This is a genomic window from Kribbella caucasensis, from assembly GCF_004361855.1.
Classification (GTDB): domain Bacteria; phylum Actinomycetota; class Actinomycetes; order Propionibacteriales; family Kribbellaceae; genus Kribbella; species Kribbella caucasensis.
Map to the genome: position 1 here is coordinate 22,031 of NZ_SNWQ01000007.1, position 15,652 is coordinate 37,682.

The following is a 15,652-nucleotide window of genomic DNA, read 5'->3' on the forward strand; positions in this document are numbered from 1 at the left end:
TGGGCTAGGGCTTTCGGGCGACGGCGCAGTAGGCCGAGATCGGTCTTGCTTCGCTCGCTTCGTCGTCCTCATCAGTGCCGTCGGCCCACCACTGAGTGAGCGACACAAAGCCAGGCGACACCATCTCCAGGCCATCGAACACCGCGCGGATCTCCTCCCGCGGCCGAGGTATGTAGGGAACACCGCCCGTCTTGGCGTAGTTCTCGCAGAGCGTCACGTATGCCTGGCTGTCGATGGTGCCATCCCACAAGGTGAGGTAGCTCCCCGAAGGGACAGCGTCCATCACCGTGGAAACGATTCGGCGCATGTCCTCGTAGGTGCGGGCGTGGCCGAGCACTCCCATGAACATGACGCCGATCGGCTGACTGAAGTTCAGCACGTTATGGGCATCGGCGATGATCTGCTCGGGCTGGTGGTAGTCACAGTCGATGTAGGTGGTCACCCCCTCAGGCGTGGTGTTGACCAACAATGCGCGGGCGTGCGCAAGAACCATCGGGTCATTGTCGACGTAGACGATCTTCGAGTCTTGTGCCACGCTCTGGGCGACTTCATGGGTGTTCTGCATCGTTGGCAGGCCCGTTCCGATGTCGAGGAACTGGCGGATACCTTCCTCGGCGGCCAGGTAGCGCACAGCACGAACCAGGAACTGCCGAGATTCCACAGCCATCGTCACGATGTCCGGATCGACTTCCGCGCCGGCGTCTCCCGCGACCCGGTCGATATCAAAGTTGTCCTTCCCTCCCATCCAGTAGTTCCAGATCCGTGCCGAGTGTGGAATGTCCGTTCGGATGACTGGGCTGAAGTCGTCGGGCATAGGCGCGAGCTCCTCGGTCATAGAGGCGTACGACGCCACGCGGCGGAGCGCAGTAGTCATCGCACAAAGTGGCTGCCGCGTCGGCAGACTGTGACAATACAAGATACTTGGCTACCGATCGACAAGCACCTGTTTCTCTTCCTCCGGAGGGACGCGGCGGCTGCTGGGAAAACGTCTGCGGAGCTGAAAGTAGCCCTTTTCCGGAAGGGATTACTGGCGTCCCCGCTTGCGGGTGGGACGGGGTGGGAGGCGGTGGGACTGGAGGGCGTCGGCGGTTCGTTCCAGTACGTCGACGATGCCGGGGTGGGTTAGTTGGGCGATTCGGGCGTAGATGACGTCGACCAGGAGGAACTGGGCGTGGCGGTCGGCCATGGATTGGGCTGGTTGGTCGCCGGTGGGGGCGGCGGTGGTGAGGAGTAGGTCCGCGTGTTCTGCCAGGGGTGATGCGGCGTCGTGGGTGATTACGACGGTGGTGGCACCTCGGGTGGCTGCGGCGGTGATGACCTCGATGGTCTCGGTTACGCGGCCGGAGAAGGAGACTCCGACCACTACGTCGCGGTTGTCGGACTGGGCTGCCGCGATGAGGGCTGAGTGGACGTCGGGCCAGACCCAGCAGGGGATCTCGATCCGGCGGAGTCTGATGGCGAGTTCCTCCGCGGTGATTGCGCTGGTGCCGACTCCGAAGAAGTGGCAGTGACGTGCGCCGATCAGGGCCGCGCTCACGTTGTCGACAATCTGCGGGTCGAGGCGCTCCGCCGTACTGAACATTGCGTGGCTGTTGGCCGACACCAGCACCTGGAGGACTCGGTCGAGCGGATCTTCGGGGTGGATCTCGTGGCCGATGTCGCTCGCCCAACGGTTCGCGGTGGTCCGGCCCGCGGCTTCCTCCGCGATCGCGACCCGGAGGTCGGCGTACCCGGTCAGGCCGCAAGCCCGGCTGAACCGGGTGATCGTGCCGGGGGAGGTGCCGGTGCGGTCGGCCAGTTCGACGATGGTCATCCGGGCGGCGGCCGCGGGATCGGCCAGGACGAAGTCCGCGATCGCGCGCAGCGCACCCGGGAAGGCATCGGCCGGCCCTTCGAGCCGCCGGAGCACACCCGGCGCAGCCTCAGTACTGGTCATCGGCCACCTCACGCAACGACGATCGGTCGTCAAAAGAATTATCACGAGCGGACGAGATTTCGGAAGGATCTGGAAAAAATACTCGGCGAGTTCTTGTCAAGCCGCTCGGCCGGGGCCCATCATCGGTGGCCAGGACTTCCCGCCCCCGAAGGAGTTCGACAAGCATGTCCAGACCACGAAAAGTCGCCGCGATCGTCTCCGCCCTGGCAGCCGCCGCGGCAATGACGACCGGCGCGGCAGCCTTCTCCTCCGCCACGACAGCCGCCACGACAACCACTACGGTCGCCGACTGCGGCGTGCTGTTCGACGACTTCCACTACGACTCCATCAACGATGCGGACTTCCAGTCCCATGGCTGGAACGCCCGTACCGAGGCCGGCGGACCAGGGGTGCCAGGAGCGTCCTGGCCGGCCGGCAACATCACCTTCAGCAGTTCGGACGGCGACCAGGTCGCTCAGTTGCGGGCGTCGACCGACGGCACCGCGGCCGGTACGACGCATGCCGAGTTGCGGACGACCCAGCGCCGGTTCCGGGAAGGGACGTATGCGACCCGGGTGCGGTTCACGGACGCACCGGCGAGCGGGCCGGACGGCGATCACATCAACCAGACGGCGTTCACGATCACGCCGCTGCGCTACGACTACGACCCGCTGTACAGCGAACTGGACTTCTCGGAGTACCTGCCGAACGGCGGTTGGGGTGAGACGGGCCCGGTCAACTTCCACACGAGTTGGTACACCTATCGTCCGGAGCCTTGGGACGGGTTGCGGGCGACCACGACCGACCGTAGGTCCGTGGCCGGCTGGCGTGACTTGGTGACCCAGGTCGCCGATGGGCATGTGAAGTACTACGTGGACGGCGTACTGATCGCCGATCACACCGTGGACGACCAGGGCAACACGGTCTATCCGCGCCAGGACATGTCGCTCAACTACAACCAATGGTTCATCGACCTGAATGGTCACTCGGCCGGAACCAGCGTGTACCACCAGCAGATCGACTGGACCTACTACGCCAAGAACGAGGTGGTCGCCCCGGCCGACGCCACCGCCCGGGCTGCTGCCCTGCGCGCCGAAGGGACCGACTTCCGCGACACGCTGGTTGCTGACGGCAACTGCACAACCCCGCCGACCACCCCGCCCACGACGCCGCCGACCACGCCGCCGACGACCCCACCCACCACGCCGCCCGCGGATTGTGCGTCGGCGACGGCGTGGAATTGGTCCACGGTCTACCTGGAAGGCCAGCGCAGCAAGCACAACGGTCACCTCTGGCAGGCGAACTGGTGGACGCAAGGCTCGGAGCCCGGTCTCACCGCCCAATGGAAGGACCTCGGCGCCTGCAGCTAATCGACGGTTTCGAACAGGGGCACCTCGTCGTCGTCGAGTTCGATCACGACACGGTCGAGGTGTCCCTGGTAGGGGAAGGTGTCGTCGTACTCCGATGAGACCGGGGATGCGCCGTCCTGGCCGACGTCGAGGCCCTCCCATCCGTGGAAGTTGGGGAGTACGGCGTCGAGCTTGCCGGCGGCAACCTCCTTCGCGTCCATCAACAGCCGTACGGATGCGGCGCACTCGCCGGCTTTCTCGATGCTCACCGCGAGCTCCGTCGTACCCACTGGAGTGGGCGAGGGGGAGCGGATGACGGTGTGCTGACCAAGGTAGTTGTGGTCGAACACCAGACAGCCGTCCTTGACGAACAAGGAGAACCCGGTGGCCACGCCGCCCAGGGCCACCAGCACTCCGTCACCGTCCGACGCGGATCGCTCGACGAAGGCAGTGATGCGGTGCGAGCGATTCATCGTCGGCGGGCACGCAGCGGCCGGCAGGTGAGGCATCCCGCGGTAGTAGACGAACCGGCGGCGCGCGCGGACCGATCCCGGCCTGGCCACCTTGGCCCGTACGGCGAAACCACGGTCATCGAGCGGCAACACGTCGTACTTACCTGCCTCGGCCCAGAACCGCTGCTGGAGCTCGATGAGCTTCTCCGGATTACGGGCGGCGACGTCGTCGGACTCGGACCAGTCGGCCGTAGTGTCGAACAGCTCCCACCGGTCGTCGTCGTACTGCGTGCCGCGCTGGTGGTAGGCGACGGCTTTCCACCCGTCGTGCCAGATCGCGCGGTGACCGAACATCTCGAAGTACTGGGTGCGGTGACGGGTCGGCGCCGTGCCCTCGTTGAAGGTGTACGTCAGCGGAGTGCCGTGGATGGGGAGCTGCGGCACACCCCGGTACGCCGCCGGCGCCTCGACTCCGACGACGTCGAGCACCGTCGGAGTGATGTCGATGACGTGGTGGAACTGGGACCGGATCCCGCCGGGCTCGGCGATCGTCGAGGGGTGCCGCACGATCAGCGGTACCCGTACGCCGCCCTCGTGCGTGTTCTGTTTGTACCGACGGAACGGTGTGTTCCCCGCCTGCGCCCAGCCCCATGGGTAGTTCGAGTGACCGCGTGGTCCGCCGATCTCGTCGAGGTGGTCCAGGTTCCAGGCGAAGTCCGGTTCGATGCCGTTCTGGAAGGCGGCCGGGTTGAGCGATCCCCGCCGGCCGCCCTCCTGGCTAGCACCGTTGTCGGACAGGACCACGATCATCGTGTTGTCGAGCCGGCCGAGTGCCGCCAAGGCGTCGACGAACCGTCGCAGCTGGGCATCGGTGTGTTCGAGCATCGCGGCGTACGCCTCCTGCAGGCGAGCGAACAGCCGGCGCTCGTCGGCGGTGAGATCCACCCATGGCTCAACCCCGTCGTTGCGAGGTGGCAGCCGGGTCTCGGGCGGAATGACACCGAGCTCCTTCTGCCGGGCGAACCGGGCCTCCCGGACGACGTCCCAGCCCTCGTCATAGCGACCGCGGTACTTGTCGAGGTACTCCTGCGGGGCCTGATGGGGTGCGTGCGCGGCGGCGAACGCGAGATGGAGGAAGAACGGCCTGTCCGGCGTCACCGAGGTCTGGGCCCGGACGAAGGAGATCGCCTGGTCGACCAGGTCGGTGGTCAGGTGATAGCCGTCTTCCGGCCGCCCCGGAGCCTCGATCGCGTGGTTGTCGGAGTAGAGCTCGGGGTAGAAGCAGTCGGTCTCGGCCTCGAGGAAGCCGTAGTACCGCTCGAAGCCCCGCCCGAGCGGCCACTGATCGTACGGACCGGAAGCGGTGGTGTGCTCCGTCGGTGCGAGGTGCCACTTCCCGACGCACATCGTGTTGTAGCCGGTGTCGACCAGCATCTCGGCCAAGGTCGCGGCGGCCTTCGTCACGTGGCCACGCCCGTTCGGGTAGCCGGTGTCGAGGTTCGAGAGCAGGCGCATGCCGACCGAGTGGTGGTTCCGCCCGGTCAGCAGCGACGCCCGGGTCGGCGAGCACAACGGCGTCGCGTGGAAGTTGACGTACCGCAGCCCCTCGGCGGCGAGACCGTTGATCGTCGGCGTGTTGATCTCCGACCCGAAGCACCCGAGATCCGCGAACCCGACGTCATCGAGAACCACGTAGACAACGTTCGGCGCCGACGCTCCCGGTGTCCGGACAGGCGCCCAGTACGGCACCGACTCCAGATGCGTCAGCCCGATCCGCCCCTGAAACCCCTGGCTCTCACTCATGACCCTCCAGCTCGACCGGCGCTACTGGTCCGACCAGTGCACTCAGCAGCGACAGATGCCCAGGATTTCTCCGCCGCGTGCCGGTGTCAAGTGCCGTTGATGGCGGGTTGGACCAGGCCGGACTCGTAGGCGAGGACGACTAGCTGGGCTCGGTCGCGCGCCTGGACTTTGGTCATCGCCCGGCTGACGTGGGTCTTCGCCGTCGCTGGGCTGATCACCATCTTGCGGGCGATCTCGTCGTTGGACAGGCCGCGGGCGACCAGGGTGACCACTTCGCGCTCCCGGTTCGTCAGCACTTCCGGTCCGGTCTTGCCGGGCGCTGGGCCGCGGGCGACGAACTCGCCGATGAGCCGGCGGGTGATGCCGGGGGAGAGCAGCGCATCGCCCCGAGCGGCGACTCGTACGCCGTGCAGGAGGTCGGCCGGCTCGGTGTCCTTGACCATGAATCCGCCCGCGCCCGCCCGGAGCGCCTCGAAGACGTACTCGTCGAGGCCGTAGTTGGTCAGGATCACCACGTGTACGCCGGCCAGCGCCGGGTCGGCCGCGATCAGCCGGGTCGCCTCGATCCCGTCGAGCACCGGCATCTGCACGTCGAACAGCGCGACGTCGGGGAGGTGCTCCGAGGCGAGCTCGACTCCGCGCCGCCCATCGCCTGCCTCGGCGACCACCTCGATGTCGTCCTCGGCCTCGAGCAGGGCGCGGAATCCCGCCCGGATCAGGGCCTGATCGTCGACGAGCAGCACCCGGATCGGTGTCCCGGTCATGTCGGCAGCTCCACTGGTAGCTCGGCCCGCACGGTGAAACCGCCGTCGGGTCGCGGTGCCGCCCGCAGCCGCCCACCGAGTGCGGTGACCCGCTCCTGCATTCCGGTCAGCCCGACGCCGGGGACCGGTACGGCGTCCGGCGTCGCGTGGCCGTCGTCGTCGATCTGCACGGTGACCGCGGATTCGTCGTACCGGATGTGGACGGCGGCCGAGGCGGAACCAGCGTGCCGGGTGACGTTCGTCAGCGCCTCCTGGACGATCCGGTAGGCGGCCTGGTCGACGTCCGGCGGCAGCGGTCGCGGCGGCCCACTGATCTCGACGGTCGCGGGCACGCCGGCGGATCTGGCTCGATCAACAAGTTCGGGCAGCCGGGCCAGCCCATTGCAGGTGTCGGTGCTGTCGGCCCGTAATACCTCCAGCGTCGACCGCAACTCGCGCATCGCCTCCCGGCTCGCCTCCTGGATGGCCAGCAGCGCCTCGGGCACCGCCTCGCCACGCTTCTGAGCCAGGTGAACCGCGACCCCGGCGTGCACCTTGATCACCGAGATGTTGTGGGTGAGCGAGTCGTGCAGGTCCCGGGCGATCCGCAGCCGTTCCTCGCCGGCCCGGCGCAGCGCCGCCTCCTCCCGGGTCCGTTCGGCGTCCAGTGCGCGCTGTTCGACCTCGCGGAGATAGCCGCGGCGGTGCCGCATGACCTCGGCGAGGATTTTCGCCGAGATCAGCCAGCCGGCCAGCAATGCCCACCGCTGGATGATCTCGCGACTCGTCTCGGCCCCTGGCAACGCGAGGTTGATGCCGAGACTGCCGGACAGGGCCGTCGTGGAGACGAGCAGCGTGGTCTTGCGATAGCCGGCGTCGACGGAGGTGTAGAGCGCCACGAGCAGTGGGAAGGCCGGAGTCACGCCCGGATACCCGATCAACGGGTAGAGGAGCAGGCCGGCGGCAGCCACGACCAGCACCGGCACCGGCCAAACGCGCCGAACGACGAGCGCGAGGGCTGTGGACAGCGGGATCAGATATCCGACGAGATCGAGCGGATGACGAGACGGTGTCTGGAGCAGGGTCCCGGCGAGCACGAGCACGACTGCCCCGGCCGCGACAGCGAGATCCTGCCGTTGCACACGCGCGCCGTCCCCGATGGTCATGCCAGCACAGTAGACCGGCAGGCGATCGTCCGCGTCCTCCGCTGGTGGTGCTTCTGCCCTACTCCCAGCGTGGTACGCCGGCGGCCGCTTGCCCCGGGCACGGTACGCCGAAGAGCCTCCGGCTGGACGACGACCGCGAGGGGCTGGTGCGGACAACATCTAACCGCGAGAGCCCGACGACCAGGAGGTCCTCACGATGACACGTTCGCAGCACGGCATTCCAGCCACCGAGGTAGGTACGAGTGAATGGGCGATCCGCACGACCGGCCTGGTGAAGTCGTTCGGCGGGACCCGGGCGGTGGACGCCCTCGACCTCGCGGTACCGGCCGGCGGAGTCTACGGTTTCCTCGGTCCGAACGGCGCGGGCAAGACGACCACGATCCGGATGCTGGCGACCTTGTTGCGCCCGGACTCCGGAACCGCGGAAGTGTTCGGTCACGACGTGGTGGCCGACGCCGACGCGGTCCGTCACCGGATCAGCCTGACGGGGCAGTTCGCCTCGATCGACGAGGACCTCACCGGTGTCGAGAACCTGGTGCTGCAGGCACGGCTGCTCGGCTTCTCGCGTCGATTCGCGCGAACCCGGGCCGACGAGCTGCTCGACGCCTTCGATCTGACCGACGCGGCCGGCAAGCAGGTGAAGGGATATTCCGGCGGGATGAAGCGACGGCTCGACGTCGCCGCCAGCATCGTCGTCACGCCCGACCTGCTCTTTCTCGACGAACCCACCACCGGCCTGGACCCACGCAGCCGGAATCAGGTCTGGGAGATCGTCGCGACGCTGGTCGAACACGGCTCGACCGTGCTGCTGACGACCCAGCACATGGACGAGGCGGACCGGCTCGCCGACCTGATCGCCGTGATCGACCACGGACGCGTGATCGCCGAGGGCACACCCGCCCAGCTGAAGGTCTCGGTCGCAGCCGACTCCGATGCGCAGCCCACTCTCGACGATGTGTTCCTGGCGCTCACCGGGCACCCAGCCGACAAGGAGTTCGCACTGTGACCGCATCTCTTGCCACCGGCAACCTTCATGACGCCCTCTCACCGATCGCGCGGCAGACGCTACCCGGTCGGCTGTCGACCACTGGAGTATTCGCTTGGCGCGCGTTGGTGAAGCTCAGGCGCGTGCCCGAGCAGATGACTGACGCGATCGTCCTCCCGGTCCTCTTCACCCTCATGTTCACCTACCTGTTCGGCTCGGCGCTGTCGGGATCCACGGGCGCTTACCTCCACGAGTTGCTACCCGGCACGCTGGTGTTCACCGCCTTGCTGGTCACCGTCTACACCGGCCTGGTGCTGAAGACCGACCTCGACCGCGGCGTACTCGACCGGTTCCGGTCCATGCCGATGTGGCGGCCAGCGCTCATCGCCGGCAGCCTGCTCGGTGACGCCGGACGCTACCTGGTCTCCACCACGATCGTGATCGGCCTCGGCCTGCTGATGGGTTTCCGACCCGCAGGCGGGATCACCGGCGTCCTGTCCGGGATCGCGCTTGTATTGCTGTTCGCCTACAGCCTGTCCTGGATCTGGACGACGCTGGCGCTGCTGGTACGGACCCCCGCCACCTTGACGATGGCAAGCTTCCTGGTCCAGTTCCCGCTGACCTTCATGAGCAACGTGTTCGTCGACCCGGCAACCATGCCGGGCTGGCTGCGGACCTTCGTCGAGGCGAATCCGGTCAGCCATCTGGTGACCACCGAGCGAGCGTTGATGGACGGGACCGCGACCACCGGACAGGTGGTCGGCGTACTGCTGGCGGCAGCGGCAGTGACCGCGGTGTTCGCGCCGTTGACCATGTACCTGTACCGGAGTCAGCGATGACGCCGCCGATCGTGATGACCGCGGCCGATACGTGGCTCGGTACCTTGTGGCCGTGGGTGCGGTCGCACCTCCCTGCGGCGCCGGCCCGGGTCGTCGAAATCGGCTGCGGTCCTCGAGGCGGCTTCGTCCCGATGCTCAATGCGGCTGGGTACGAAGCGGTCGGCGTCGATCCCGAGGCGCCGGGCGAGCCCGGCTTCCATCGCACCGATTTCGAGCTGTACGTCGTGCGCCGGCCGGTGGACGCGATCATCGCCTGCACGTCTCTTCATCACGTTGCCGATCTGGATGACGTCGCCGACCGGATGGCAGCAGCACTGGTCCCTGGTGGTGCTCTGATCGTGGTCGAGTGGGCCGTCGAACTGTTCGACGAACCGACCGCCCGCTGGTGTTTCGACCGCCTCAGCGACGTGGACGACGAGACGAACTGGCTGCAGCGACACCGAGAGGCTTGGTGGAACTCTGGTGGCCCCTGGGATTTCTACCTCGGACGGTGGGCGCGGGAGAACGGCATTCACACCGCCAAGGCCATCCAGCACGCACTGGACACACGGTTCCAGGCCCTGCAGGTCACCCCGGAACCGTACTTCTTCGCCGAGCTCGACGGTACGACGTACACCGACGAGCAGGCCGCGATCGACACCGGCGAGATCCGTGCCACCGGCATCCGCTACGTGGCCCGGTATGTGTGAGGAATTCCTGTAGGTGTCACAGTTCGGGAACCTGGGCTGTCTTTAGTGGTGATCTGATTGAACGGCGGAGGGAGGTGACCCAATTGCATACCAAGTTGGAAGAGAGTGTTGCGCCCAAGCGGGCTTCCAGGGAAGGGCTTCGGCGGTTTGTCGAGACATTTGCCGAGGAGCATCCGCCGTTGTCGTTGGGTGCCGCCGATCTGACGATCAAGGATCCGGACCGGGTCCGCGGCCGGTACGGCGAGGTGTTCAACTATCTGACCCGGGTCGAGCTTGAGGTCGAGCGGAACGTGCTGGAGTTGCGCGCGCTCATGCCCGACGCCACCGAGACGGACCGGTTCTTCTACCAGGACGTGTGGTCGCCACAGGAATTGCAGCACGGCATTCTTCTCGATGCGGTCCAACAGGGTTTCGGGATGGCGCCGGCGGCGACCGATCTGGCGGTCAGCGCCAGGATCCGGCTGGTCGGGGTGCTCTCGCATCTGCCCGGCATGCTCGGCGTCGTCCGGCTGCTCTACTACCTGACCGGCGCGGCCACCGAGCGGTCGGCGGTGATCGCGTACTCGCGCCTGGTCGACGGGCTTCGCACGATGGGCGAGCACGCGATCGCGGAGACGGTCATCGCACCCATCCGGCGGCAGGAGCCAGGGCACTTCGCGTTCTACCGTATGTCGGCCGAGGTGCTGGTGGGCGAGGAAGGACTGAGCGACTGGCAGCTCCAGCTCGCGCGGATCCTGCGCCGCCGGACGTTCGACCTCGTCGGCGTGACCAATCGCCGGCAGCTGGCTGACTTCGGTGAAGTCGCTCATGCACTCGAGTTCGACCGGGATCTCCTGACCGTCGCACGACAGATCAGCCTGGTGGAACGGGAACTCCTCTGGGCTCAACAGCAGGGGATGAAGGTCCCCGGTTACATCCTTGCGGCGCTCAACGAAGCGATCAGGCTGGGTACCGTCCGGAGAGCGGGACTCGAGTTCTGACGAACCGTCGGAGCGGGTCAGACGTACGGTGATCCCAAGGGGGACCGCCATGCGCCGTCAGGTTTTCACTCGGTGGCTTGGGATTTGCCTTGGGGCGGTCTTTGTTCTGCTCGGCGTGGCGGAGACCATTCGCGTCTTCGTGAGTGGTGATGGTGGGCTGGTGTTGCCGGTGCTCGCGCTGCTGTTGATCGCCTTGCGGGTGATGGGCCCGTCCGAGCGTCCCGGCGGCCTCAAACAGTAGCGATCTTGCGGTGGGCCAGGACGCGGGTGAGCACACGCATGCCGGGCTGGAGTTGCATCACCTACGTCAGCGCTTCGGCCGACCACAGCGGGTGTCACAGAGCAGGCGGCTGTCCTGTCTATGTCTGGTGAACAGACCGCCAAGCAGAAAGAGCAGAGCCATGAGTGAGCAGAAGCCGGCCGTCGTACTCGTCCACGGGGCGTTCGCGGAGTCGGCGAGTTGGAACGGCGTCATCGAGCAGTTGCAAGAACAGTCCCTGTACGTCGTCGCAGCCGCCAACCCGTTGCGCAGTGTCGCCGGCGACGCGGCGTACGTAAAGGATGTGATCGCCGGAATCGGCCGGCCGGTGGTGCTCGTCGCGCACTCGTACGGCGGCATGGTGATCACCGAGGCCGCGGCCGGCAACGAGTCCGTGCTCGGCCTCGTCTACGTCGACGCGTTCGTCCCCGATCATGGTGAGAACGCCTTCGAGCTGTCCGCCAAGTTCCCCGGCAGCACCCTCGGTGATGCCCTCACCGCGTACCCGGTCGCGACCGGCGGGGTCGAGCTCGCGATCAGGCAGGACGTGTTCCACCAGCAGTTCGCGGCCGATGTCCCCGCGGAGCAGGCCGCGCTGATGGCCGCCACGCAGCGTCCCGTCACCCAGACGGCACTGACGGACGGACTGCCCACCGACACACCCGCGTGGAAGACCATCCCCTCGTGGTTCGTGATCAGCGACCAGGACCTCAACATCCCGGTCGCCTTGCACCGCTTCTTCGCCGAGCGCGCCGGTTCCAAGGACGTCCGCGAGGTAGCGGGCGCCTCGCATGCGCTCAGCGTGTCCCAGCCCGCCGCGGTCGCGGCCACCATCCTCGACGCCATCAACGCAGTATCCTGATCGGAAGGATTGTCATGAAGATCGTGGTTATCGGCGGTACCGGCCTGATCGGGTCGAAACTCGTGACCAAGCTCGGCGAGCACGGCCACGACGCGGTCGCGGCCTCGCCCAACACCGGGGTCAACACCCTGACCGGCGAAGGACTGGCCGAGGCCCTGGAAGGTGCGTCGGTGGTCATCGACGTGTCGAACTCACCATCCTGGGAAGACGCGGCGGTCATGGAGTTCTTCGACACGTCCACCCGCAATCTGCTCGCGGCCGAAGAGGCGGCCGGTGTGGGCCACCACGTCGCGTTGTCGGTGGTCGGTACCGAACTGCTGCTCGAGAGCGGGTACTTCCGGGCGAAACTCGCGCAGGAGAAGCTGATCGAGAGCTCGCCGATGCCGTACTCGATCGTGCGTGCGACCCAGTTCTTCGAGTTCGTGCCGGCCATCGCGGACGCGGCCACGGACGGTACGACGGTGCGGCTGGCCCACGTGCTCTTCCAGCCCATGGCCGGCGATGATGTGGCGCAGGCAGTCGGCCGGACCGCGGTCGGTACGCCTGTGAACGGGCGGGTCGAGGTCGCAGGCCCCGACCGGTACCGAATGGACGAGTTCTTCCGGAAGGCACTTGCCGCCCACAACGATCCCCGTGAGCTCGTCACAGACCCGAAGGCCGTGTACTTCGGAGTCTCACCGTCCGAGAGTGCGCTGGTGCCCGGCGACGGCGCGACCCTCGGCGAAACCCACTACGCGGACTGGATCGGGGACTCCAGCCGCAAGCACTGAACCGAACGGGGGGTGCGTTGTGACCGCAGTGGCGATGGTTGCTGAGTTCAACGATGTTGCGGGGTGGACCGCGGACGCGGTGGAGCAGCTCGGGGACCGGTACGCGATACCTGCCGCCTGTCGCGGCAGTTCGAGTCCGGCCGCGCTCGCCTGGCTGGCCGAGGCCTGTGAGCTCTCGGCCGGCACCCGGCTGCTGGACGTCGGCGCGGGTGTCGGCGGTCCGGCAGCGTGGGCGGCCGAGCGGTTCGGCGTCCGGCCGCTCTTGCTGGAACCGATGCAGACCGCCTGCCGAGCGGCCGCACGGCTCTTCGGACTGCCGGTCATCACCGCTGACGGAGCGCGGATCCCACTGCGGACGGGTTCGATCGACGCTGCCTGGTGCCTGGGGGTGCTTTGTACGGTCGAGGACAAGGCTGTTCTGCTCGGCGAGATCCACCGGGTCCTGAGGCCCGGTGCCTCGCTGGGTCTCCTGGTGGCTGTTGCTCGAGGACCGGCGAGTCAGGCCGCTCCGGACGGCAACTACTTCCCGACTCAGCGTGAACTCGTGAGCTTGCTCACCCGCGCTGGGTTCAGATTGACGGAGCAGACCAACCGACCTGGTGACGCACCGCTGTCCTGGTCACGGCGTGCCGAGGAAGTCACTGCGCTGGTCACGGCCACGCACCGTGCGACTCGCGCCTACAAGCTGGCCGCTCGTCAGGGCCGGCGCCTCAACCACCTGTTGGCCACGGACCAGATCTCGATGCAACTGATCCACGCGGTTGTCACAGAACGGGAGGCTGTCTGGTCCTATTGAGCGACGAGCAGACAGACGGGGTAGGAGCGATGGCGATGACGGACGGCGTCACGGCGAACGATTCCGGCGACTTGGAGGATCTCGAGCAGGCTGTGGCGGTGTTCGCGGAGGTGCGGCCGCGGCTGTTCGGGATCGCCTACCGGATGCTGGCGAGCGCCACCGAGGCCGAGGACCTGGTCCAGGAAGTCTGGGTGCGCTGGCAGCTCTGTGATCGCAGCGCGGTGGTCAACCCGGCGGCGTACCTCGCGACCACGACCACGAGGCTGGCAATCAACGCTGCCCAGTCCGCCCGGGTACGCCGGGAGACCTACGTCGGCCAATGGCTTCCCGAACCGGTCGACACAAGTGCGGACCCGCACCTCGGTGCCGAACGGGGTGAGGCCCTGGGATTCGCGGTCCTGCTCCTGCTGGAAAAACTCTCACCCAACGAGCGGGCGGCGTACGTGCTGCGGGAGGCGTTCGACTACCCGTACGCGCAGATCGCCGACATCCTCCAGACGAGCGGGGCCGCGGTCCGTCAACTGGTCAGCCGTGCGCGTAAGCACGTGGTCGCCGAGCGGCGGGCGCCGGTGAAGGGATCCGAACAGCGCCGGCTGCTGACCGCCTTCGTCACCGCGGCTCGCTCGGGCGATCTGTCGGCGCTGGAGAAGCTGTTCGCCGCGGATGTGGTCAGCCTCTCCGACGGTGGTGGTGTCGTCACGGCTGCTCGCTTCCCCTTGGTCGGCGGGCAGCGGGTGGCGAAGTTCGTGACGGCCATCGCGCGCTGGTTCTGGGTCGGCGCCGACATCGAGTGGGCGCAGGAGAACGGACAGACGGCAGCGGTCCTGAGTCGCGACGGCGTCGTCTTCGCCGTGGTCACGGTCGACGCCACGGCGGACGGAATCGACCGTCTGCTCTGGATGATGAACCCAGCCAAGTTCGGCGCCGTCTCCGTCGCGACCTGACCCGGCCGCTGTCCAGCATCGGACAATATTGACGACGGACCGGCCGGATCTGGCATAGGTTGACTGCTCATGGCTATGTTCGATCTCTCCCTCGACAAGCTCCGCGAGTACCGGCCCGACGTGGCCGCCCCCGCCGACCTGGTCGACTTCTGGCGCCGGTCCATCGAGAAGGCGCGTACCGACGAGCTCGCCGCGTCGTTCACCGAGGTGGACAACAAGCTGGCCGTCATCGACACCTACGACGTGACGTATGCGGGCTTCGGCGGTGCGCCGATCAAGGGCTGGCTGCACGTTCCGGCGGGTGCGACCGGCCCGCTGCCGACCGTCGTCCAGTACCACGGCTACTCCGGCGGCCGCGGCTTCCCGCACGCCACGAACCTGTGGGCGCAGGCCGGATACGCCCACTTCGTGATGGACACCCGCGGGCAGGGCTACAGCGCCGGCGGACCGAGCAACACGGCCGACGACAGCGCGTACGCCGGCCTCAACCACACGCCCGGCTTCATGACCGCCGGCATCAGCGACCCAGAGACGTACTACTACCGCCGGGTCTACATCGACGCCGTCCGCGCACTCGAAGCGGTGCGGACCTCCCCGTTCGTGGATCCGGACAAAATCGTCGTCACCGGCGGCAGCCAGGGCGGCGGCATCTCGATCGCGGCGGCCGGCCTCGCGGGCCTGGCCGGCATCAACCTGCTCGGCTGCGCGCCGGACGTCCCGTTCCTGTGCCATTTCCAGCGCGCCGTGGAGATCACCGACAAGGAGCCGTACGCCGAGATCACCCGGTACCTGAAGGGCTTCCGCGACCAGGTCGAACCGGTCTACCGCACCCTCGGCTACTTCGACGGTGTCAACCTCGGCAGCCTCGCCACCGCGCCGGCCCTCTTCTCGGTCGCCCTGATGGACCAGACCTGCCCGCCGTCGACGGTCTACGCCGCCTACAACTCGTACGGAACCTCGTCGGGCGTCGAGGTCGGCAAGGACATGAAGGTCTACAGCCACAACAACCACGAGGGCGGCCAGACCTACCAGCAGGACGCCCAGCTCGACTGGTTCGCGAGCGTGTTCGGCACGACGTCCTGACAGGATCATCGCCTGCC

Annotated in this window: 16 protein-coding genes; 11 read left to right on the plus strand and 5 right to left on the minus strand. The window is 67.3% G+C overall.

Annotation, left to right across the window (positions count from 1 at the left end; genetic code table 11):
• Positions 1-4: 4 nt before the first annotated feature.
• Complete coding sequence (locus EV643_RS15770) at positions 5-814, minus strand: SAM-dependent methyltransferase (RefSeq protein ID WP_133800827.1); 810 nt, start codon at positions 812-814, stop codon at positions 5-7.
• Positions 815-1,024: 210 nt separating this feature from the next.
• On the minus strand, positions 1,025-1,936 hold the full coding sequence (locus EV643_RS15775; protein ID WP_133800828.1) for a MurR/RpiR family transcriptional regulator: 912 nt from the start codon (positions 1,934-1,936) through the stop codon (positions 1,025-1,027).
• Between the two features lie 164 nt (positions 1,937-2,100).
• On the opposite strand from EV643_RS15775, the gene EV643_RS15780 reads away from it, so the two are divergent.
• Entirely contained in the window at positions 2,101-3,285 is a 1,185-nt protein-coding gene (locus EV643_RS15780) for a carbohydrate-binding protein (protein WP_202869572.1), read from the plus strand.
• Here the strand turns inward: EV643_RS15780 and EV643_RS15785 are convergent.
• From EV643_RS15785 to EV643_RS15795, 3 genes are all read right to left on the minus strand, one after another.
• Positions 3,282-5,519 (minus strand): sulfatase-like hydrolase/transferase, encoded by a 2,238-nt coding sequence (locus EV643_RS15785; protein ID WP_133800829.1) that lies wholly within the window; start codon positions 5,517-5,519, stop codon positions 3,282-3,284. The two genes, EV643_RS15780 and EV643_RS15785, sit on opposite strands and share 4 nt — an antisense overlap.
• Before the next feature lie 86 nt (positions 5,520-5,605).
• Complete coding sequence (locus EV643_RS15790) at positions 5,606-6,283, minus strand: response regulator (RefSeq protein ID WP_133800830.1); 678 nt, start codon at positions 6,281-6,283, stop codon at positions 5,606-5,608.
• Positions 6,280-7,428, minus strand: coding sequence for a sensor histidine kinase (locus EV643_RS15795; RefSeq protein WP_133800831.1), 1,149 nt, complete (start codon positions 7,426-7,428; stop codon positions 6,280-6,282). The genes EV643_RS15790 and EV643_RS15795 overlap by 4 nt, the downstream gene beginning before the upstream one ends.
• 196 nt (positions 7,429-7,624) lie before the next feature.
• Here EV643_RS15795 and EV643_RS15800 point away from each other — a divergent pair, with 196 nt between their 5' ends.
• The 10 genes from EV643_RS15800 to EV643_RS15840 all read left to right on the plus strand — a co-directional run bounded on the left by EV643_RS15800 (position 7,625) and on the right by EV643_RS15840 (position 15,635).
• Complete coding sequence (locus EV643_RS15800; protein ID WP_133800832.1) at positions 7,625-8,434, plus strand: ABC transporter ATP-binding protein; 810 nt, start codon at positions 7,625-7,627, stop codon at positions 8,432-8,434.
• Positions 8,431-9,252: an ABC transporter permease gene (locus EV643_RS15805; RefSeq protein WP_133800833.1), complete on the plus strand. Its 822-nt coding sequence runs from the start codon at positions 8,431-8,433 to the stop codon at positions 9,250-9,252. The genes EV643_RS15800 and EV643_RS15805 overlap by 4 nt, the downstream gene beginning before the upstream one ends.
• The gene (locus EV643_RS15810) at positions 9,249-9,941 is read left to right on the plus strand and encodes a class I SAM-dependent methyltransferase (protein WP_133800834.1); all 693 of its coding nucleotides are present in this window, start codon (positions 9,249-9,251) and stop codon (positions 9,939-9,941) included. The genes EV643_RS15805 and EV643_RS15810 overlap by 4 nt, the downstream gene beginning before the upstream one ends.
• Positions 9,942-10,120: 179 nt before the next feature.
• Positions 10,121-10,921, plus strand: a complete 801-nt coding sequence (locus EV643_RS15815; protein ID WP_238165610.1) for a GTP-binding protein LepA — start codon at positions 10,121-10,123, stop codon at positions 10,919-10,921.
• 115 nt (positions 10,922-11,036) lie between these two features.
• On the plus strand, positions 11,037-11,162 hold the full coding sequence (locus EV643_RS46460; protein ID WP_255512983.1) for a hypothetical protein: 126 nt from the start codon (positions 11,037-11,039) through the stop codon (positions 11,160-11,162).
• 160 nt (positions 11,163-11,322) lie between these two features.
• Positions 11,323-12,042, plus strand: a complete 720-nt coding sequence (locus EV643_RS15820; protein WP_133800836.1) for an alpha/beta fold hydrolase — start codon at positions 11,323-11,325, stop codon at positions 12,040-12,042.
• A gap of 14 nt (positions 12,043-12,056) precedes the next feature.
• Positions 12,057-12,812: an SDR family oxidoreductase gene (locus EV643_RS15825; protein WP_133800837.1), complete on the plus strand. Its 756-nt coding sequence runs from the start codon at positions 12,057-12,059 to the stop codon at positions 12,810-12,812.
• Between the two features lie 19 nt (positions 12,813-12,831).
• Complete coding sequence (locus EV643_RS15830) at positions 12,832-13,608, plus strand: class I SAM-dependent methyltransferase (RefSeq protein ID WP_133800838.1); 777 nt, start codon at positions 12,832-12,834, stop codon at positions 13,606-13,608.
• Between the two features lie 35 nt (positions 13,609-13,643).
• Positions 13,644-14,552, plus strand: a complete 909-nt coding sequence (locus tag EV643_RS15835; protein ID WP_133800839.1) for an RNA polymerase sigma-70 factor — start codon at positions 13,644-13,646, stop codon at positions 14,550-14,552.
• 69 nt (positions 14,553-14,621) lie between these two features.
• A complete protein-coding gene (locus EV643_RS15840; protein ID WP_133800840.1) occupies positions 14,622-15,635 on the plus strand; it encodes an acetylxylan esterase in 1,014 nt (337 codons plus the stop codon).
• The last annotated feature ends 17 nt before the right edge of the window (positions 15,636-15,652 follow it).